This is a genomic window from Paraburkholderia sp. 40 (genome assembly GCF_050434105.1).
GTDB lineage: Bacteria > Pseudomonadota > Gammaproteobacteria > Burkholderiales > Burkholderiaceae > Paraburkholderia > Paraburkholderia tuberum.
In genome coordinates, this window is sequence record NZ_JBNPVY010000004.1 from 2,290,475 (window position 1) to 2,309,303 (window position 18,829).

18 protein-coding genes and 1 pseudogene are annotated in these 18,829 nt (G+C 65.3%); 8 read left to right on the forward strand and 11 right to left on the reverse strand.

Annotation, left to right across the window (positions count from 1 at the left end; translation table 11 throughout):
* Nucleotides 1-143: 143 nt before the first annotated feature.
* The 4 genes from pyk to OKW28_RS32355 all read right to left on the reverse strand — a co-directional run bounded on the left by pyk (nt 144) and on the right by OKW28_RS32355 (nt 4,615).
* The gene (gene pyk, locus OKW28_RS32340) at nt 144-1,580 is read right to left on the reverse strand and encodes a pyruvate kinase (protein WP_429451589.1); all 1,437 of its coding nucleotides are present in this window, start codon (nt 1,578-1,580) and stop codon (nt 144-146) included.
* A 487-nt stretch (nt 1,581-2,067) separates the two neighbouring features.
* On the reverse strand, nt 2,068-3,261 hold the full coding sequence (locus tag OKW28_RS32345; protein WP_429451591.1) for a phosphoglycerate kinase: 1,194 nt from the start codon (nt 3,259-3,261) through the stop codon (nt 2,068-2,070).
* A 278-nt stretch (nt 3,262-3,539) separates the two neighbouring features.
* Nucleotides 3,540-3,863, reverse strand: coding sequence for an AzlD domain-containing protein (locus OKW28_RS32350; protein ID WP_090801726.1), 324 nt, complete (start codon nt 3,861-3,863; stop codon nt 3,540-3,542).
* Nucleotides 3,860-4,615, reverse strand: coding sequence for an AzlC family ABC transporter permease (locus OKW28_RS32355; protein WP_429451594.1), 756 nt, complete (start codon nt 4,613-4,615; stop codon nt 3,860-3,862). The genes OKW28_RS32350 and OKW28_RS32355 overlap by 4 nt, the downstream gene beginning before the upstream one ends.
* Nucleotides 4,616-4,841: 226 nt before the next feature.
* Here OKW28_RS32355 and OKW28_RS32360 point away from each other — a divergent pair, with 226 nt between their 5' ends.
* The 6 genes from OKW28_RS32360 to OKW28_RS32385 all read left to right on the forward strand — a co-directional run bounded on the left by OKW28_RS32360 (nt 4,842) and on the right by OKW28_RS32385 (nt 9,576).
* Complete coding sequence (locus tag OKW28_RS32360; RefSeq protein WP_429451596.1) at nt 4,842-5,765, forward strand: branched-chain amino acid transaminase; 924 nt, start codon at nt 4,842-4,844, stop codon at nt 5,763-5,765.
* 74 nt (nt 5,766-5,839) lie between these two features.
* Complete coding sequence (locus OKW28_RS32365) at nt 5,840-6,034, forward strand: zinc-finger domain-containing protein (protein ID WP_008920434.1); 195 nt, start codon at nt 5,840-5,842, stop codon at nt 6,032-6,034.
* A 246-nt stretch (nt 6,035-6,280) separates the two neighbouring features.
* The gene (waaF, locus tag OKW28_RS32370) at nt 6,281-7,306 is read left to right on the forward strand and encodes a lipopolysaccharide heptosyltransferase II (RefSeq protein ID WP_018421708.1); all 1,026 of its coding nucleotides are present in this window, start codon (nt 6,281-6,283) and stop codon (nt 7,304-7,306) included.
* A 150-nt stretch (nt 7,307-7,456) separates the two neighbouring features.
* Nucleotides 7,457-7,903, forward strand: coding sequence for a nuclear transport factor 2 family protein (locus OKW28_RS32375; protein WP_429451598.1), 447 nt, complete (start codon nt 7,457-7,459; stop codon nt 7,901-7,903).
* A 52-nt stretch (nt 7,904-7,955) separates the two neighbouring features.
* Nucleotides 7,956-9,008, forward strand: a complete 1,053-nt coding sequence (locus OKW28_RS32380; RefSeq protein WP_429451600.1) for a hydrolase — start codon at nt 7,956-7,958, stop codon at nt 9,006-9,008.
* The gene (locus tag OKW28_RS32385) at nt 9,001-9,576 is read left to right on the forward strand and encodes a DUF2946 family protein (protein ID WP_429451602.1); all 576 of its coding nucleotides are present in this window, start codon (nt 9,001-9,003) and stop codon (nt 9,574-9,576) included. Before OKW28_RS32380 ends, OKW28_RS32385 begins: the two co-directional genes overlap by 8 nt.
* Before the next feature lie 18 nt (nt 9,577-9,594).
* Here the strand turns inward: OKW28_RS32385 and OKW28_RS32390 are convergent.
* Nucleotides 9,595-11,125 (reverse strand): annotated as a pseudogene (locus OKW28_RS32390) (M48 family metalloprotease).
* Between the two features lie 187 nt (nt 11,126-11,312).
* On the opposite strand from OKW28_RS32390, the gene moaC reads away from it, so the two are divergent.
* Both moaC and OKW28_RS32400 read left to right on the forward strand, forming a co-directional pair.
* The gene (gene moaC / locus OKW28_RS32395; protein ID WP_018421713.1) at nt 11,313-11,792 is read left to right on the forward strand and encodes a cyclic pyranopterin monophosphate synthase MoaC; all 480 of its coding nucleotides are present in this window, start codon (nt 11,313-11,315) and stop codon (nt 11,790-11,792) included.
* Nucleotides 11,793-11,823: 31 nt separating this feature from the next.
* Nucleotides 11,824-12,174, forward strand: a complete 351-nt coding sequence (locus OKW28_RS32400; protein ID WP_184051401.1) for a nucleotide pyrophosphohydrolase — start codon at nt 11,824-11,826, stop codon at nt 12,172-12,174.
* A 53-nt stretch (nt 12,175-12,227) separates the two neighbouring features.
* Here the strand turns inward: OKW28_RS32400 and OKW28_RS32405 are convergent, their stop codons facing one another.
* The 6 genes from OKW28_RS32405 to OKW28_RS32430 form a co-directional block, all read right to left on the reverse strand.
* The gene (locus tag OKW28_RS32405) at nt 12,228-14,012 is read right to left on the reverse strand and encodes a PglL family O-oligosaccharyltransferase (RefSeq protein WP_429451604.1); all 1,785 of its coding nucleotides are present in this window, start codon (nt 14,010-14,012) and stop codon (nt 12,228-12,230) included.
* Nucleotides 14,013-14,174: 162 nt separating this feature from the next.
* Complete coding sequence (locus OKW28_RS32410; RefSeq protein ID WP_184022992.1) at nt 14,175-14,798, reverse strand: pilin; 624 nt, start codon at nt 14,796-14,798, stop codon at nt 14,175-14,177.
* Nucleotides 14,799-14,955: 157 nt separating this feature from the next.
* Nucleotides 14,956-15,660: a TerC family protein gene (locus tag OKW28_RS32415; RefSeq protein WP_429454535.1), complete on the reverse strand. Its 705-nt coding sequence runs from the start codon at nt 15,658-15,660 to the stop codon at nt 14,956-14,958.
* A 165-nt stretch (nt 15,661-15,825) separates the two neighbouring features.
* Nucleotides 15,826-16,707 (reverse strand): succinate--CoA ligase subunit alpha, encoded by an 882-nt coding sequence (gene sucD / locus OKW28_RS32420; protein ID WP_429451606.1) that lies wholly within the window; start codon nt 16,705-16,707, stop codon nt 15,826-15,828.
* 130 nt (nt 16,708-16,837) lie between these two features.
* Nucleotides 16,838-18,007 carry an ADP-forming succinate--CoA ligase subunit beta gene (sucC, locus tag OKW28_RS32425; protein WP_429451608.1) on the reverse strand — a complete coding sequence of 390 codons (1,170 nt, stop codon included), beginning with the start codon at nt 18,005-18,007 and terminating at the stop codon, nt 16,838-16,840.
* A 55-nt stretch (nt 18,008-18,062) separates the two neighbouring features.
* A complete protein-coding gene (locus OKW28_RS32430) occupies nt 18,063-18,737 on the reverse strand; it encodes a DUF2889 domain-containing protein (RefSeq protein WP_429451609.1) in 675 nt (224 codons plus the stop codon).
* Nucleotides 18,738-18,829: the final 92 nt, after the last annotated feature.

Genomic DNA, 18,829 nt, shown 5'->3' on the forward strand with positions numbered 1-18,829 from the left:
CTTTTGCGGCGATTTTATCGCGAAGCAGGGGGCGTTCCCGCGATGACACCGGCGCTTTGGTGCGCCGTCGCACATGGACCGTGCGGGTTTCGCCGCCCTGCTTCGCACAATCGAGCCTGTGCCGATCGAGCAGTCCTGCCTGATCAGTACGGTTCACCGACCCGCACGATCTTCAACGTGTTGGTGCCGCCCGCCTGACCCATCGGCTCGCCGACCGTCAGCACGACCATGTCGCCGTGCGACGCGTAGCCCTTGCCGACCACCGTTTCGAGCGCCTGCTGCAGCGCCGTGTCGCGGTCGGTGTTGGTGTCCAGATGCAGCGACGTCACGTTGCGGTACAGCGCCATCGCCCGTTCGCTGCCGACGCGCGGCGTCAGCGCGAAGATCGGCACATGGGTCCAGTGACGCGACATCCACAGCGCGGTCGAGCCCGATTCGGTCAGCGCGACGATGGCCTTGGCGCCAAGGTGATAGGCGGTGAACAGCGCGCCCATCGCGATCGACTGGTCGATCCGCGTGAACGTGCGGTCGAGGAAGTCCTTGTCGAGCTCCGACTGCTCGGACTTTTCCGCTTCGACGCAAATCGCGGCCATCGTCTCGATGGTCTGCACCGGGTACTTGCCCGCCGCCGATTCCGCCGACAGCATCACCGCGTCCGTGCCGTCGAGCACCGCGTTGGCGACGTCCGACACTTCCGCGCGGGTCGGTACCGGCGCGTGGATCATCGACTCCATCATCTGCGTCGCGGTGATCACGAACTTGTTCGATTCGCGCGCCATCCGGATCATGCGCTTTTGTAGCGCCGGCACCGCGGCATTGCCCACTTCCACGGCCAGATCGCCACGCGCGACCATGATGCCGTCCGACGCGTCGAGGATGCCTTGTAGCGCCGGAATCGCTTCCGCGCGCTCGATCTTCGCGATCATCTTCGGCTTGATGCCGTACGGCGCGCCGGCGATGTTCGCGAGCTGGCGGGCCATTTCCATGTCGGTCGCGTTTTTCGGGAACGACACCGCGACGAAATCGACGCCGAGCGACATCGCCGTGCGGATGTCCTCCATGTCTTTCGCGGTCAGCGCGGGCGCCGACAGACCGCCTCCCTGGCGATTGATGCCCTTGTTGTTCGACAGCTCGCCGCCGATCTTCACGACCGTGTGGATCTCCTGGCCGATCACGCGTTGCACGCTGAGCACGATCAGACCGTCGTTGAGCAGCAGCACGTCGCCTGGCTTCAGGTCGCGCGGCAGATCCTTGTAGTCGAGGCCGACGCGCTCGTCGTTGCCGAGCTCGCATTCCCCGTCGAGAATGAACGGATTGCCGGTGACGAGCGTCGTGCGGCCGTTCTCGAATTTGCCGACGCGGATTTTCGGGCCTTGCAGGTCGGCCATGATGGCCACTTCGCGGCCGGCCTGGCGGGCCGCCTCGCGCACGAATTCGGCGCGCTGGCGATGGTCGTCCGCGGTGCCATGTGAGAAATTGAGCCGCACCACGTCCAATCCCGCCTGAATCATTTGCAGCAGGATTTCCGGCGTGCTGGAAGCCGGACCGATAGTAGCGACAATCTTGGTGGCGCGATGCATGAGTCTCCTCGTCTGGATAGGATCGCTGGTAAGAGCGCTGCGGGGCTGCTGCGGAGTTCGCGCATCGAAAGATGCTGCCTGGGGTCGCGCGCCGGTTGTGGCCGGTGTCGCTTTGTGGAGTGATGCGGGTGATGCGGTATTCGAGACCGGCGCCTCGCGCGCCGGAGATTTGCTGTCCTGCTTGCCGGAAGGCTGTTCCGGCTGGGCCGAACCGTGTTGAGCAGATTCGACCTGCGCCGTTGGGGGCTGCTCCGCGTCGCCGGTCGGAGCATGCGCTTCAACCGGTCCCGCGGGCGCTCCGGCGGCTAGCGCCGGTTCGGTGGCCGCGGGCGCTATCGGCGCTTCGGCAGCCACGTCCTGTCCGGCCGCTGCCGACGCAGCGGCCGCGCGTGTCGCGCGCTCCCCTGCCGGCGTTGCCGCGTTACCGCGCGGCGCTTTCACGCCACGCGCCTTGGTCGACTTCGCCGCTGGGGAGCGCGTCGCCACGTTAAGCCCGCGATTCCAGAACTTCTACCGCCGGCAGCTTCTTGCCCTCGAGGAACTCGAGGAATGCGCCGCCGCCCGTCGAAATGTAGCTCACCTGGTCGTGGATGCCGTACTTGGAGATTGCCGCGAGCGTATCGCCGCCGCCTGCGATCGAGAACGCCGCCGAGCGCGCGATCGCGTCCGCGAGCGTCTTCGTGCCGTTGCCGAACTGGTCGAACTCGAACACGCCGACCGGGCCGTTCCACACGATCGTGCCGGCCTTCTCCAGTTGCGCGGCGAGCACCTTGGCCGTTTCCGGGCCGATGTCGAGGATCATGTCGTCGTCCTGCACATCGGCGACGGCCTTTACTTCTGCCTTCGCGGTCGGCGAGAACTCCTTGGCCGTGACGACGTCGGTCGGGATCGGCACCGAGGCGCCGCGGGCCTTGGCCGCGTCGATGATCGCCTTCGCTTCGTCGACGAGATCGGCTTCGGCGAGCGACTTGCCGATCTTCAGGCCGGCCGCGAGCATGAACGTATTGGCGATGCCGCCGCCGACGATCAGCTGGTCGACCTTCTCCGCGAGCGACTTCAGGATGGTCAGTTTGGTCGACACCTTGGAGCCCGCGACGATCGCCACGAGCGGACGCTTCGGTGCGCCGAGCGCCTTGCCGAGCGCTTCGAGCTCAGCGGCGAGCAGCGGACCCGCGCAGGCAACCGGCGCGTACTTCGCGATGCCGTGCGTAGTCGCTTCGGCGCGGTGGGCGGTACCGAACGCGTCGTTCACGTAGATATCGCAGAGCTTGGCCATTTTCTGCGCGAGCTCGTCGGAATCTTTCTTTTCGCCCTTGTTGACGCGGCAGTTTTCGAGCAGCACGACCGAGCCCGGCGCGACGTTCACGCCGTTTTCGACCCAATTCGCGACGAGCGGGACGTCGCGGCCGAGCAGCTCCGCGAGACGCTTCGCCACTGGTGCGAGCGAATCTTCCGGCTTGAAGTCGCCTTCGGTCGGACGGCCAAGGTGCGAGGTGACCATCACTGCGGCGCCGGCGTCGAGCGCGGCCTTGATGGCCGGCACGGAGGCGCGGATGCGGGTGTCTTCGGTGATGTTGCCTTGATCGTCCTGCGGCACGTTCAGATCGGCGCGGATGAACACGCGTTTGCCGGACAGCTTGCCTTCGGCGATCAGGTCGGAGAGACGCAATACCTTGTTCATGGGCTTGAGTATGCGAGTTGATGAGAAGGCGGTGACGGACAGCGCGCGGGGACGAGGCGCAGCGAACTCCAGCGCTTCGGCCCAACGGCTCCGCGGGATCGGGCGCCTGCGGCCGGCCGCGGCACCAGGCGCCTAGCTGCGGCGCGCTCAACCCGGAAAAAGCATTTTAACTGATCCCAACGGCCTTCTGATCCGCGACGCGGCGAATCTCGCGCATTTGATCGCAAGGCCGCAGATGCCGCGACGTAGCATTCATCGCCGCACCCCGGGCCCGGCCGTCACAGGAAGACGCGCATCAGCGTGAACACGACCATTCCGGTCACGATCGTGCCGAGCATGGTGCGCCGCCACAAAAACCAGCCGAGGCCGGCGAGCGTCGCGTAAAGCTCATGGTTGGAAGGCGCGAACGACAGCCCATCGGACGTCGTCAGCACGTCGGGCACCACCACCGCGGCGAGCGCGGCGGCCGGCGCGTAGCGCAGCATCTTCTGCACGCGCGCCGGCAGTACCGTGCGCTCGCCGCCGATCAGGAACATCGCGCGCGTGAGCGCGGTGACGAAGGTCATGCCGAAAATGGCGAGCCAGATTTGCGTGGAGGTCATCGGGAGTCTCCGGCGCGATCGTTCACGCCACGAATGCGGCGCAGGTCGGCGCGCTCGATCATCAGGTCGGCCGCACTGCCGGCCGCGATCGCCGCGATCACCGCGAGCGGCAACGCCAGCCGGTACGGCAAATCGAGCGCGAGCAGCGACACAATGCCGGCCACGCTGACCGCGACCAGCGTCGAGCGGGTGGCGATCGCCGACACCATCACCGGCAGCAGCGCGAGCGTGCCGGCCAGCGCGAGCCCCCAGTTGTCCGGAATCAGGCTCGCGAGCAGGATGCCGATGATCGACGACACCTGCCACGACAGCCAGCTCGATACCGCCATGCCCCAGAAGTACGCCTCCTTGCCCGGCACGTAGCCGGTCGGAAAGCTCTTCTTGACGAATAGCAGATAGATCACGTCGCCGTTGAAATAGCCGAGCACGATGCGCCGCCACATCGACAGATACGAGAAGTGCGGCGCGAGGCCGGCGCTGAAGATCACGAAGCGGGTGTTGACCATCGCCGCGGTCAGCAGCACCGTCCACACCGGCAGCTTCGCCGCGAGGAGCGGCAACACCGCCAGCTGCGACGATCCGGCGTAGCACAGCAGCGACATCGTGAGCGCCTGCGGCAGCGTCAGCACGGACTTGCTCATCGCGATGCCGGTCACGAGGCCCCAGGAAAAAATCGCCATCAGCGTGGGGGCATAGGCGCGCGCGCCTTCACGAAAAGCGCGGCGATCGGTGTCGGACAGTCGAGCGAGCATCGGGCGAAGGGTGCGGGCGCAGGAAACGCCGTCAAGAAGGCCAGGTCGGCGCCAGCTTGCGAGACGACCCGCTGGCGCATCCGGATTTGATTTATGCGTGCGCTGGATTATAGCGTCCGGGGTGCGCCCAAATGCCCGTGGTGTGTGCAAAAGACGCTAAAATAGCGCTCCCGGCTATGTCCTGCGCTCATGGCCGCATCTCATAACGCACCTGCTGGAGAACCGTATGTCAATGGCCGACCGCGACGGCAAGATCTGGATGGATGGCGAGCTCATCGAGTGGCGTGATGCCAAAATCCACGTGCTCACCCACACGCTGCACTACGGCATGGGCGTGTTCGAGGGCGTGCGCGCTTACAAGACGGCCGACGGCGCCACCGCGATTTTCCGCCTGCAGGAGCACACCAAGCGCCTGCTGAACTCGGCGAAGATCTTCCAGATGGCCGTGCCCTTCGACCATGAAACGCTCGCCGCCGCGCAGCGCGAAGTGGTCCGCGAGAACAAGCTCGATTCGTGCTATCTGCGCCCGATCATCTGGGTCGGCTCGGAAAAGCTCGGCGTGTCGGCCAAGGGCAACACGATTCACGTCGCGATCGCCGCGTGGCCGTGGGGCGCATACCTTGGCGAAGACGGCATCACCAAGGGCATCCGCGTAAAGACGTCGTCGTTCACGCGCCATCACGTGAACGTGTCGATGGTGCGCGCGAAGGCGTCGGGCTGGTACGTGAACTCGATCCTCGCGAACCAGGAAGCGATCGCCGACGGCTACGACGAAGCGCTGTTGCTCGACGTCGACGGCTACGTGTCGGAAGGCTCGGGCGAGAACTTCTTCCTCGTCAACAACGGCAAGCTGTACACGCCTGATCTGTCGTCGTGCCTCGACGGCATCACGCGCGACACCGTCATCACGCTCGCGCGCGACATGGACCTGCAGGTGATCGAAAAGCGCATCACGCGCGACGAAGTCTATACCTGCGACGAAGCGTTCTTCACCGGCACGGCGGCCGAAGTCACGCCGATCCGCGAGCTCGACAACCGCACGATCGGCGCTGGCGCGCGCGGCCCGATCACCGAAAAGCTGCAGTCGGCTTTCTTCGACGTCGTGAACGGCAGGAGCGCGAAATACGCGCACTGGCTCACGAAGATCTGAGCGACGTTTCGAGATACCCCGCGCGGCCCAACGGCGGCGCACTGCAAGCACCCCGCATACAACGAGAAAGTCTCATGAGCGAAATCAAGGAAATGCCGCTGGTCGAACTGTCGGCAAAAGATCTGCCGGCGTATTGTCCGAACCCGGCTATGCCGCGCTGGAGCGCGCATCCGCGCGTCTTCATCGACGTATCGCACGGCGAAGCGCGTTGCCCGTATTGCAGCACGCGTTACAAGCTGCGCGACGGCGAAGTGATCAAGGGCCATTGATCCAACGCATCGAGCGATTCTGAGCCAGCTTGCATGGCACGAGGCGCGCGTTTTGAATCGCGCGCTCGCCGCGCCGCAGGCTCGATCGCACGACCCGTGCGGCCGCACCGCCGCCGCGCCGCCATCGCGGCGCGTGTGGCCAAACGGCATCGCGCGGTGCGGCTTTCCGCTTTCCCCATTTACCTATCCGAGTGCCGCGCACATCGCGCGCGCGGCGCTTGTTATCGACACCGGACACTCACTCTGATGCGTCGCGCGTTGGTTATCGCACCGAACTGGATCGGTGACGCATTGATGGCGCAGCCGCTGTTTGCGCGCCTCGTGAAATTGCATCCGCGCATCGTCATCGACGCGGTCGCGCCCAGCTGGGTCGCACCCGTGCTCGAACGCATGCCGGAAATCCGCGACGTCTACGCGACCGATCTCGCCCACGGCAAGCTGCAGATGCTGCGCCGCTGGCAGCTGTCGAGCGATCTGCGCGACGTCGGCTACGACGCGGCCTACGTGCTGCCGAATTCGTTCAAGTCGGCGCTGATTCCGTGGCTGGCGGGCATTCCGCTGCGCATCGGGTACACCGGCGAGAGTCGCTACGGCGTGCTGAACGTGCGTCACGCGAATCCGCGCAAGGACGCCCGCCCGCCGATGGTCGGCCACTACGCCGCCCTCGCCTATGCGCCAGGCGCCAAGGTCCCCGAAGATCTGCCGATGCCGCGCCTCGACACGGACCTGAACGAGGCCTCGCGCGTGTCGGCGCGGTTCAATCTCGATACGCGCGTGCCGCTGCTGGTGTTCTGCCCCGGCGCAGAATACGGTCCCGCGAAGCGCTGGCCGCCCGAGCACTTCGCGTCGCTCGCGCAGATGGTCGGCCAGTCGTTCCCCTACACGCAAATCGTCGCGCTCGGCTCGCCGAAAGACGCGCCGCTCGCACAGGCGATCGCCGAGAAAGCGCCGAACGTGCGCAACCTGTGCGGCCAGACCGCACTCGGCGAGGCTTGCGCGCTGATCTCGCGGGCCAACGCGGTCGTCACCAACGACTCCGGACTGATGCACGTCGCCGCCGCGCTGCGCCGCCCGCTCGTGGCCGTCTACGGTTCGACCGATCCGCGCCACACCCCGCCCTTGTCCGAGCTCGCGAAGGTACAATGGCTTCATCTCGAATGCAGCCCCTGTTTTGAGCGCGAGTGCCCACTCGGTCATCTGAACTGTCTGAAACAGCTGAGCGCGGAGCAGGTTTTCGGCGATTTGCGCGGCATGCTGCTCGCGCAGCGCTGAGCCGACTGGTACTTGCACGCAACACCGCACGCCCCGAGCGCGTCGCGTCATGTTCGCGCCTTGCGGCACGGGCAAGCTGACGCCGGGGCGATGGTCCGGCGATCTGGACCGTCCCGCAACCGCGCGCCGCGCACAAGAGACTGACAAGCCATGCCACGTTTTGCCCATATCTTCGAAGCCGCCGCCGATACCCTGAACGCCTACTATCAGGCCGTCGCCGAGGTCAATATCGACAGCTTGATGGGCTTGTGGATCGACGAGGAGTTCGTCAGCTGCATCTGCGCGGACGGCTCGCATCTGCACGGCCTCGAGAGCATCCGCAATGGCTTGCAGGTCCAGCTCGAAGCGCTGCCGGTGTCGATCGAGCCGCTCGACATCCGCGTCTACGACAGCCTCGGCACCGTCGTCTATGCGATTGCCGAAGCGCATCGTCCGGCCGACCCGACCGCCACGCCCGCGATGGTCTTCACCACCTACGTGATGGTCCATGAACGCGGCGAATGGCGCATTGCGCATATTCACGCGAGCCCGATGCCGAACGAGACCGCCAGCCAGTTCGCGACGAAGATGCGGCATGGCCAGGGCTCGCTGCACTGACGCGCGGCACCACGACAGATTCAGAATCACGTTTTCTCGCTTTTCCGCCGGTATGAGTTCGACGCCACATAAACCCGCTTCCTCCGGTACGGCCCCAGCCAAGGTGGCGGCCGCCGTCGAGGCGACCGTCGAGCTGCTGTACCGCGCGCCGCTCTGGCTGCCGAACCGGCATGTGCAGACGATCGTCCCGTCGCTGTTCGCGCGCCGCCCCGCGGTATCGTTTCGCCGTGAGCGCTGGGACACCCCGGACGGCGATTTCATCGATCTCGACTGGGTCGCGCACGATACTCCGCCCACCGACACCGCGCCGCTCTTCGTGCTGTTTCACGGCCTGGAAGGCAGTTCGTCGTCGCACTACGCGGTCGCGCTGATGGCCGCCGCGCGCGAATACGGCTGGCACGGCGTGGTGCCGCACTTTCGCAGTTGCAGCGGCCCGCTGAACCGGCTGCCGCGCTTCTACCATCTCGCCGACAGCAACGAGGTCGACTGGATCCTGCGCCGCCTGCGCGCCGCGCATCGCGGGCTGGTGGTCGCGGCGGGCGTGTCGCTCGGCGGCAACGTGCTGCTGCGCTGGCTCGGTGAGCGGCAGGCCGATGCGGCGCGGGTGGTAGCCGCCGCTGCCGCGATTTCGACACCGATCGACGTCCATGCGGGCGGCCGTGCGCTGTCGCAGGGCTTCGGCCTCGTCTACACGCGCAGCTTCCTGAAGACGCTGAAACACAAGGCCAACCAGAAGCTCGAGCAGTTCCCGGGCCTGTTCGATCGCGACGCGATGCTCGCGAGCCGCACGATGTACGAGTTCGACAACGTCGTGACCGCGCCGCTGCACGGCTTTCGCGATACCGACGACTACTGGAGAACCGCAACCACCCGCCCGCTGCTGCCGAACATTCAGGTGCCGACGCTCGTGCTCAACGCGCGCAACGACCCGTTCCTGCCGGCCGAAGCGCTGCCGTCGCGGCACGAGGTGTCGGCGGCGGTCGAGCTTTATCAGCCTGAGCACGGCGGCCATGCGGGCTTCATGACCGGGCCGTTCCCGGGCCGCATCGACTGGCTGTCGCGGCGCGTGTTCGGCTATCTGGAGCGACACGTCGATCATGGATGACATCGTCAAACAGGCGCTCGCCAAATGGCCGAACGTGCCGAGTTGCACCGGCTGGCTGATGCTCGACCGGCGCGGCAACTGGCGCATGCGCGACGAAGCGGCCCAGGCGAGCGGCGCGCCCGGCGTGCCGATCCGGCATGAGGCGCTGCTTGGCTTCATCAACCGGAACTACGAGGCCGATGAGCGCGGGCAGTGGTTTTTTCAGAACGGACCACAGCGCGTGTATGTCGAGCTCGCTTATACGCCGTGGGTGGTCAGATTGTCCGCGCACGCGGATGGAACGCTCGCGCTGCACGACCAGGGCGGCGGCGCGTTCGAGCCGGCGGCGGTGTTCGTGGATGAAGACGGCGGCATTCTGTTTGCCGATCGCGCGCAGCCAGCACGTATCGCGGTGCTGCACGATCACGACCTCGAGATCTTCTCCGATCACGCGACGCTCGCCGACGATGGCTCATTGAGCGGTGCGTTCCACTGGAGTGTTCAGCGCACCTTGCCGCTGCAAAGCGTGCGACGCGATCAGGTGGCCGCGCGGTTTGGCTTCGTTGCGAGCCCGGCGGCGCAGGTCTGACGCGCGCTCACGTCCACCCTACCCTTTCTCGTCGAGCCGCTCCTCCTTGTAGCGGCTCTCCATCTCGTGCAGGCGCGTCGACGGTCGCGAGGTCGTAATAGCCGATCGTATTCAGGTCGCGCGCGTCCTTCAGCTGCCGGATCGCCGATGGCCACGCGCCCTCCAGCGCGAACTTCTCCGCCATCGCGCGATGCTGCGTCAATGCATCGCCACTGCCCGCGCTCGCCTGCGCGAGATAGAGCCACCACGCGGGTTGATCGGGATGCGCCCGGGTCTCCTGCTTCGCGAGCGCCTGCGCGTCGGTGAAGCGATGCAGCGTCAACAGCGTGCGGATATGCATGTCGATCGCCGCGTTCGATTGCGGCCAGCGCTTCTGCGCGAGCTCGGCGAGACGCGCGGCTTCGTAGGTGTGACCGGCACTCCGTGCGATGTCGGTCGCGAGCACGTCGAGGCTCGGCGAATCGCGCTCGGGCTCGCCTTGCGCACGCGCGCCCGAGACGAACGTCGCGCGCGCGTTCGCGAGCGAGGCCGCCGCGTCGTCGTAGCGCTCGAGCAGCATCTGCCCGTAAGCGATGCCGTACCAGTTCGCCGCGACGTTCAGCGCGGTGCGGTCCTCGATTTCCGAGCGCAATCGCGAAATCTCGTCCACCTATTCGCTGCGCGAATGGTCCTGCAACAGACGCGAGCGCGCCCGCACGAAGCCGTACTCGGGATCCTGATGCGGTTGCCGGTACGGCGCGCGGCGCGCGCGGTCCTCCATGCCCGCGATCCGCTCGACGGTCAGCGGATGCGTGCGCGCATAGGCCGGAATGCCGTTTTCGTTCATCGCCGCGGGGTCGAGCCGGTGGAGGAACGTGGGCATCGCGTATGGATCGTAACCGGCGCCGGCGAGCAGCAGAAAACCGACGCCTGCCAGCACGCCGAACAGTACACCGACGCGAGCTCGGACTCCGTCTGCGTCGTCACGATCAGCCCCGTGTTCACGCCGATGAAACCGCCCGGCAGCGAAAAGGCGTTGATCTGCGCGTCGCGCACCGCGAACAGCTCGAAATCCGGACGATTACCGCCGATGTACAGCGCGCTGGCCGCTGCCGCTAGCTTGGCGGCAACCGCATTAAGATAGTCGCACACGAGCCAGTCGTCGAGATGGTCGGGGTCGCGGCGTATCTCACGCATCACGCGCTCGCCGAGCTTGCGTTCGGCCTGTGGACTCAGCGAGCCGGCGCCGCCGCTGCCGAGATCGGGCAACTGCTGCGCGACGATCGGCGCGCGCCAGTCGTTGCTGCCGGTTTTGCCGCCAGTGCCACCGCTACCGCCGCCATTGGAAATGGCAGCTTTGCGCGCCGCCGTTGGTGCCGAACACGCCGCGCGCGATGTCGGGCGGCAGGATCGGATCGCCATGCGCGTCGCTCGGGCCGCTCACGAGCGGCGCCTCGGACGATGACGTTCCCGGCACGGTGGCTGCCCCGCCCGTCGATTGCGCGAGCGCGCCCGGCGGCATCGCGAGCGCGATGGATAGCGACGCAGCGAGGAATCGTTTTGGATGCAACGCGAAGCCGGTCTGACGAAGTCGAAAAACGCCGCCTGTGGCCCGGACTAAGATAACGGGCAAGGGCGTCGCAGGACGCGTACGAGGCAAAACTCAGAGCACGACACAGCGCAAATGTAATCAGTCGCCGCGACGATTCGAGGCCGCGCCGCACTGCTATGATAGGCGCCCTCTGAAGGAGTCAACCATGCCTGAACTCACTCATTTCGATGCGGCCGGTGACGCGCATATGGTGGACGTCGGCGGCAAGCAGGAGACCAGGCGCATCGCGATCGCGCGTGGCTCGATCCGCATGCTGCCCGACACGTTCGCGCTGATCCGCGACGGCAACGCCAAAAAGGGCGACGTGATCGGCATCGCGCGGATCGCGGCGATCCAGGCCTCGAAGCGCACCGCCGATCTGATTCCGCTCTGTCATCCGCTCGCGCTGACACGCGTGAAGGCCGATTTCGAACTCGACGAGCAGATGCCCGGCGTGCATTGCACGGTCCAGGTCGAGACGTTTGGACGCACGGGCGTCGAAATGGAGGCGCTTACCGCCGTGCAGATCGGGCTGCTGACCGTGTACGACATGTGCAAGGCGGTGGATCGCGGGATGACCATCACCGATGTGAAGGTGATGGAAAAGCATGGCGGGAAATCGGGGGATTGGGTGGCGCAAGCTTGACGTGCGGTTCGACAACTATCCGGATAGCAACATGACCATCGACGAACTGCTCGAGCAGCTACTGGCGTTTCGCGACGCGCGCGACTGGCGGCAGTTTCACACGTTGCGCAACCTGATCGTTTCCACCGGCATCGAAGCCGGCGAGCTGTTGGAGACGATTCAGTGGAAGACCGATGCGCAGATCGACGCGCTGCTCGGCGATCCCGCGCAATCGACGAATCTCAGGCACGAGTGCGCCGACGTGTTCATGTATCTGCTGCTGGTCGCCCATACCGCCGGCTTCGATCTCGTCGACGCGGCAGCGGAAAAACTGAAGCTGAACGAAGCGCGCTACCCCGTCGACAAGGCGAAAGGCACGGCCGCGAAGTATTCCGAGCTTTGAACTATGAAGGGAGGAAGCCGCGGCACCAGCACGCCTAAGCTTCCGCGGTCCGATCAATCGTCGTCGCTGTCGTCTTCCGGCGTCGCATCGGCCGCCGGTGTGCCGTAGCGCTTCACCAACTGCTGCTTGAAGCCCGCGAGCGACTTCTGCTCGTCGACGAGCTGGTAGAGGTAGCCGAGCTGCGCCGGCCAGTCTTTCAATTCCTCGGCGAAGATCCGCAAGCGTTCGACCGTATCGAGCGCCGCCGCGGTATCGCCGGTCAGCGCCTGCAGCACCGCGTAGCGACGCAGCACCGTCTCGCCCGGCAACAGCGCGATCGCCTGCTTGTGCATCGCGAGCTTGCGCTGCAGGTTCAGCGGATTCATCGGCTGCAGCGTCGCGAGACCGTATTCGCCCCACGCGCCGAACATGAACGACGGATCGGCGCCGTACTGCTCGGCCGGACGCGCGCCGTAGTAGAGCACCTCGGCACGCGCATAGTCGCGATACACCGGATACAGCGCGGCGAGTCCGCCGAACACCACCACCGCGAACGCGCCGAGCGACAGATTCGCCGGCACCGCGCGCAACGGCCGCGTTTCGAGCAGGCCGAACACGAACATCGCGGGCAACAGGAAGAACATGTACTGCTGCGGATACTCGACGAGCGCATGCATCGTCAGCACGCCGATCAGCGCGATGCCGAACACGCGCGCGGCGCTTTGCGGCGCACGCACGACGCGCACGAGCCACGCGACGAGACCCACGAGCACGATCGCGAGACCGATCAGACCGGTTTTCGCGAGCAGGTCGACGAAAATGTCGTGCGAGTTGTTGGCGATTTCGACGCCGCCCAGCTGCTTGACGAGCTCGAACTGATGGCTCGGAAATTCGCCCCAGCCGACGCCGAGCAGCGGATGCTGCTTGAACATCGTCCAGCCGTATTTCATCAGCGCGAGGCGCGGCGCAATCTGGCCGGCATCCTGGAAGCGCTCGGCCGCCGACTGCCCGAGTTCTAGGTGAAAGCGCACGTTGGTCCAGCGGATCAGCGCATTGACCACGAAAAACAGCACTGCGAGCGCGATCGGCACCAGCCATTCACGGTTGCTGCGGCGCAGTTTCGGTTCGTTGCGGGTCTGCGCGAAGGCCATCCAGAAGCCGGCGACGACGATCACGCCCATCTGCAGCCATGGACCCCGCGACACGGTCAGCGCGAGGCCGACCGAGAAAATCGTCGACACGAGCAGCCAGATGGGCACCGCGATGCGGCGCGTCTGCACGAGGTACAGCGCGCCCGCCATCGCGAACGCGATATACGTCGCGAGGTGGTTCGCCTGCGCCATGTTGCCGAACGGCCGGCGCTCGACGGTTATGTTGTACGCGACGACGAGCGGAGCCACGCGCGTCTCGAGGTGAAACAGCTGGATCACCTGACTGAACACCGCGAACAGACCGCCGACGATCAACGCCCCCGCCGCCCAGCGCAACGCGGTCTCGTCGAGCTTCACGCGCGTGAAGCCGTAGCCCACATGCACGGCCATCCACGCAGCGAGCAGGAAGCCCGCGCCGAGCCAGTTCATCGATGGCTCCGCGACCGGCAGCACCAGCGTCTGCACGACCAGCACGAGGCCGAACAGCAAGGGTACGAGCGCGACCGTGGGCGACGCGAAGCTCACGCGCGGCCGGGTGGTCGCGACCAGCAGCACGACGGCCGCCCCGGTCAGCAGAAACAGCGCGAGCGTGGTGAATTCGGCGTAGAAGGTTGGGATCGGATACGTATGGTTGGCAACCGCGTAGGGCAGGATCAACGCAAGAGCCAGCAGTACGAGAGACAGGTAGCGCGCGAAAGGGGTGGGCATCGAATCAACGGTGGGCGTCAGCAACCGGCGCACTATACAAAAATTTCGTTGCACTGTGCGCCGGTCCGGCCGAAATAGGCTGAAAATCAGCCCTTTGCGTTGTGGCTTCGACTCATCCAGTCAGCGCTCGGCTGCTGTCTCGTTCACTCACTCATTTGCCCCTTATGAACGGCATTCGGGCGGCGCCAGATTCGCGGCGAGCGTCGGCGCCTCGCCTGGCATCGGCCCCGAACCCGGCGCCGGCAACGACGACGCGCTCTTGCCGCTCGCAAAGCATTCCCACGTCAGCGCGCCGGTCTGCACCGCGTCCTTGCTCAACGCGACGCGCGCGCTCGGCGCATCGACGTTGTCCGGGACCGACGGCACCAGCGTCATGGTGTTTGCGCCGGCCTGCGCGACACGCGTCGAGTACGTGATCGTGATCTGACCAGTGTCGTCGTCGATCTGGATGGACTCGACGTTGCGGGTGGCGGGCGGCGACGCATAACCGCCGCTGAACGCGTTGCCGCTCGCGGCGTTTTCGGCCACCGCGAGCCGCGCCGACGCCGCGAGCGACAAGCCCTCGCCGACCCGGCTGCGCGCCAGATAGTCCTGATACGCGGGAATCGCGTAGGCCGCGATCACGCCGACGATCGCGAGTACGATCATCAACTCGATCAGCGTGAAGCCGACGCCGCAGCGGCGGCAGATGCGCGCGAACCAGCTCGCGCGCCAGCGTGCGCGGCGCGACCTACGCGAGGATTGCGTCGATTGAGAGTAAGGGGAATATGGCAGGGTAACGATCATCGGCAGACTCCTGATACGAGAAACGCCTGGCCCGTGGATCGGGAACAGGCGTTTTAATCGTAGCGAGCGAAACTCGCGCGTCACAGTCAGCCGGATGGCCAGGCTTGCATTCGGACGGCATCACGAATCAGACAGCGATGCACCGTCAGCGCCATGCTCACACCGCCGCGCGTTTCGCGTTACGGCGCTTCAACAGATAACCGACGATCACGACGAACAGCGCGCCCGCGATGCTCATCCCGTATTCGGCGACTGGCGTGTCGAGGATCGGCCAGCGGTCGCCGGCCGGGTCGTTGACCATCAGACCACCCGCGATCCAGCCGAGCAGGCCCGCGCCGAACAGTACGATGCCGGGAAAGCGATCGAGCAGCTTCAGAATCAGCTGGCTGCCCCACACGATCAGCGGAATGCTCACGACGAGGCCAAAGATCACCAAAGCCAACCGGTGCTCGTGCTCGGCGGCTTCGGCGGCGCCCGCGATCGCGATCACGTTGTCGACGCTCATCACCGCATCCGCGATGATGATCGTCTTCACCGCCGAGATCAGCTTGTCGGCCGGCTCCACGTTGTCGTGAGCGTCGTGCGCCGGCGCGAGCAGGCGCACGCCGATCCACAGCAGCAGCAAGCCGCCCGCGAACTTCAGGAACGGCGCGTCGAGCAGCACGACCGCGAACGCGATCAGCACGACGCGCAGCGCGATCGCGCCGGCGGTCCCCCACACGATCCCACGCATGCGCTGCGACCGCGGCAGGTTGCGGCAGGCGAGCGCGATCACGACCGCGTTGTCGCCGCCGAGCAGAACGTCGATGACGATGATCTGAAAGACCGAGCCCCAATGGAGGGTCGTGAAGAATTCGAGCATGGAAAAAAGCATAAGAAAAAATCGACCGCGCGGACAGAACCGCGGCGCAAGCGCGGACGAAAAAAAGCGGGGGAGTCTGCACTCCCCCGCTTTTCGGGACCGCCCGCTCACGAAAGGAGTTCGTAAGCGTATCAAAATCGCGCGCCAACGGCACGCGAATTCGATTTACAGCATCGCCTTCAGAAGACGCGCCATTTCCGACGGGTTCTTCGTGACCTTGATACCGCACGCGTCCATGATTTCCAGCTTTGCTTCAGCGGTGTCCGCGCCGCCCGAGATCAGCGCGCCGGCGTGGCCCATGCGCTTGCCCGGAGGCGCCGTGACGCCAGCAATGAAGCCGACGACCGGCTTCTTCATGTTGCCCTTGATCCACTCAGCGGCGTTCGCCTCGTCCGGACCGCCGATTTCGCCGATCATGATGACGGCGTCCGTATCCGGATCGTCGTTGAACATCTTCATCACGTCGATGTGCTTCAGACCGTTGATCGGGTCGCCGCCGATGCCGACTGCCGACGACTGGCCGAGGCCGATCGAGGTCAGCTGGCCGACTGCTTCATACGTCAGCGTGCCCGAACGCGACACGACGCCGATGCGGCCCTTGCGATGGATGTGACCCGGCATGATGCCGATCTTCAGCTCGTCCGGCGTGATCGTGCCCGGGCAGTTCGGTCCGAGCAGCAGCGTCTTGCGGTTTTCGCGACGCATACGGTCCTTGATCTCGATCATGTCGCGCACGGGAATGCCTTCCGTGATACAGATTGCGAGATCCAGGTCGGCTTCGACTGCTTCCCAGATGGCGGCGGCAGCGCCTGCCGGCGGAACGTAAATCACCGACACGGTCGCGCCCGTCTCAGCCTTGGCTTCAGCGACGCTCGCGTAGATGGGGATGCCTTCGAAATCTTCGCCGGCGCGCTTCGGGTTCACGCCCGCGACGTACGCTTCGCGGCCGTTTGCGTATTCACGGCAAGCACGCGTGTGGAACTGACCGGTCTTGCCGGTGATGCCCTGCGTGATGACCTTGGTGTCTTTGTTGATCAGAATCGACATGTATTGACCTCTGTTCGTTTGGCGTCGCGCGGTAGCGCCACTCGGCGCGATGCTTCACGCCTGTGTCGCTTGCGCGCCGCCACTCGTAAACCTGGCAAATGAGCTGGTAAATGCGCCGTGGACAGCTGGCTTACGCCTTGCCCGAAGCAGCCGCGACGACCTTCTGAGCCGCCTCTTCCATGCTGTCCGCCGAGATGATCGGCAGGCCGGATTCGGCGAGCATCTTCTTGCCCAGGTCTTCGTTCGTGCCCTTCATGCGGACCACGAGCGGCACCTTCAGCGATACGGCCTTCGACGCCGCGATCACGCCTTCCGCGATCACGTCGCAGCGCATGATGCCACCGAAGATGTTGACCAGAATCGCGGTCAGGTTCGGGTTCTTCAGCATGATTTTGAACGCTTCGGTGACCTTCTCGGTCGTCGCGCCACCGCCGACGTCGAGGAAGTTCGCCGGTTCGCCGCCGAACAGCTTGATGGTGTCCATCGTTGCCATTGCGAGGCCAGCGCCGTTCACCAGACAGCCGATGTTGCCGTCGAGCGAGATGTACGCGAGGTCGAACTTCGACGCTTCGATTTCAGCCGGATCTTCTTCGTCCAGATCGCGGTACGCGACGATTTCCGGGTGACGGAACAGCGCATTCGAGTCGAAGTTGAACTTCGCGTCGAGTGCGATGACCTTGCCGTCGCCGGTCAGGATCAGCGGGTTGATTTCGGCGAGCGATGCGTCGGTTTCCCAGAATGCCTTGTACAGGCCTTGCAGGATCGCGCGAGCTTGCGGGATCGAAGCGTCGGGCACGCCGATCTTCTTCGCGAGGTCGTCTGCTTCCGGGTCCTTCAGGCCAGTCGACGGATCGACGGCAACCTTGTGGATCAGCTCAGGCGTCTTTTCCGCGACTTCTTCGACGTCCATGCCGCCTTCGCTCGACGCCATCACGACGATCTTCTGCGAAACGCGATCGATCACGAGACCGACATACAGTTCCTTCTTGATGTCGGCGCCTTCTTCGATCAGCAGGCGGTTCACCTTCTGGCCTTCCGGACCGGTCTGGTGCGTGACGAGCTGCATGCCGAGGATCTGGTTCGAGTACTCGCGAACCTGTTCCAGCGACTTGGCGACCTTGACGCCGCCGCCCTTGCCACGGCCACCCGCGTGGATCTGAGCCTTCACGACCCACACCGGGCCGCCCAGCTCTTCCGCGGCCTTGACCGCATCATCCACCGAGAAGACCGGCTTGCCGCGCGGTACCGCGACGCCGAATTTCCGCAGGATTTCCTTACCCTGGTACTCGTGAATCTTCATGCGTGATTCCCTTCAGTCTGAGAGTTGGATAGAACTTCGATTCCGTTGCCGCCGTTCAGGCCGACGCGTCGCCACATCGTTCGCGGGCCGCCGCGCCGTCCGACGAGGCCGCGCGTTCCGCCGGACGCGGTGCATGACCATACCAGCGCGGATAAAACTGTTTCACCGCCTCGCCGTCGAAACGCAGCGCGTGGCAGCGTCCCAGCTGGAATGGCGGTTTGTCGTTGGAATGCTCGCCTGTGCCGTTAGACGATTCGTCTCCCGGACCCGCGTTCGCGCCAGGCGTGCCGTCATCGGTGTTCCATACGTCGCCGGCGAACGCCTGGATCGCGGCGGTCGGCAGGATCGCGCACAGCTCGGTGAGATGCGTGCAACCGGCCGTGCCGGCCAGCAAACGGGCAGCATCGCGACGGAAGTTGTGGAACAGATTGAGCCCGATGAGGGCACGGTAGGCGGGATTGCTGGCCTGGCACAACCCTGGATAGGGCACCCAGTCGGACGACGCCTCGGCGTTGACGACATTGAGCTTGCGATCGATGGTGATGCGAAGCCAGAGTTCATGGATCGGCTGACCATTGGGCCGGACACCCGACGCAAGCGCCACATCGCGTGGCTTTTCGTCGGTCAGGCACGCTTCCACATCCCACAGGCCATCGGTTCGCTCGTAAGCTTCCGCTCTGATTGCGCGACGATGGCGCAACTGACGGGACACTGGCGGGGAAAGCGACATGCGGGAAGGAAAGGCCGGATTGGAAAACTTCTGAATTTTAGCATAACGGGTATTTGGGACAGCCCCGATTGCGCACGGCCTGGCGCCAGGTT

Excerpts from the sequence above, each read along its gene's own strand:
- OKW28_RS32415 (WP_429454535.1), bottom strand. The coding sequence starts at position 15,660 with ATGCTCGAATTCTTCACGACCCTCCATTGGGGCTCGGTCTTTCAGATC.
- OKW28_RS32375 (WP_429451598.1), top strand. The coding sequence starts at position 7,457 with ATGCCACGTTTTGCCCATATCTTCGAAGCCGCCGCCGATACCCTGAAC.
- OKW28_RS32355 (WP_429451594.1), bottom strand. The coding sequence starts at position 4,615 with ATGCTCGCTCGACTGTCCGACACCGATCGCCGCGCTTTTCGTGAAGGC.
- pyk (WP_429451589.1), bottom strand. The coding sequence starts at position 1,580 with ATGCATCGCGCCACCAAGATTGTCGCTACTATCGGTCCGGCTTCCAGC.
- OKW28_RS32350 (WP_090801726.1), bottom strand. The coding sequence starts at position 3,863 with ATGACCTCCACGCAAATCTGGCTCGCCATTTTCGGCATGACCTTCGTC.
- OKW28_RS32380 (WP_429451600.1), top strand. The coding sequence starts at position 7,956 with ATGAGTTCGACGCCACATAAACCCGCTTCCTCCGGTACGGCCCCAGCC.
- OKW28_RS32360 (WP_429451596.1), top strand. The coding sequence starts at position 4,842 with ATGTCAATGGCCGACCGCGACGGCAAGATCTGGATGGATGGCGAGCTC.
- OKW28_RS32405 (WP_429451604.1), bottom strand. The coding sequence starts at position 14,012 with ATGCCCACCCCTTTCGCGCGCTACCTGTCTCTCGTACTGCTGGCTCTT.
- OKW28_RS32410 (WP_184022992.1), bottom strand. The coding sequence starts at position 14,798 with ATGATCGTTACCCTGCCATATTCCCCTTACTCTCAATCGACGCAATCC.
- OKW28_RS32430 (WP_429451609.1), bottom strand. The coding sequence starts at position 18,737 with ATGTCGCTTTCCCCGCCAGTGTCCCGTCAGTTGCGCCATCGTCGCGCA.
- sucD (WP_429451606.1), bottom strand. The coding sequence starts at position 16,707 with ATGTCGATTCTGATCAACAAAGACACCAAGGTCATCACGCAGGGCATC.
- waaF (WP_018421708.1), top strand. The coding sequence starts at position 6,281 with ATGCGTCGCGCGTTGGTTATCGCACCGAACTGGATCGGTGACGCATTG.
- sucC (WP_429451608.1), bottom strand. The coding sequence starts at position 18,007 with ATGAAGATTCACGAGTACCAGGGTAAGGAAATCCTGCGGAAATTCGGC.
- OKW28_RS32400 (WP_184051401.1), top strand. The coding sequence starts at position 11,824 with ATGACCATCGACGAACTGCTCGAGCAGCTACTGGCGTTTCGCGACGCG.
- moaC (WP_018421713.1), top strand. The coding sequence starts at position 11,313 with ATGCCTGAACTCACTCATTTCGATGCGGCCGGTGACGCGCATATGGTG.
- OKW28_RS32385 (WP_429451602.1), top strand. The coding sequence starts at position 9,001 with ATGGATGACATCGTCAAACAGGCGCTCGCCAAATGGCCGAACGTGCCG.
- OKW28_RS32365 (WP_008920434.1), top strand. The coding sequence starts at position 5,840 with ATGAGCGAAATCAAGGAAATGCCGCTGGTCGAACTGTCGGCAAAAGAT.
- OKW28_RS32345 (WP_429451591.1), bottom strand. The coding sequence starts at position 3,261 with ATGAACAAGGTATTGCGTCTCTCCGACCTGATCGCCGAAGGCAAGCTG.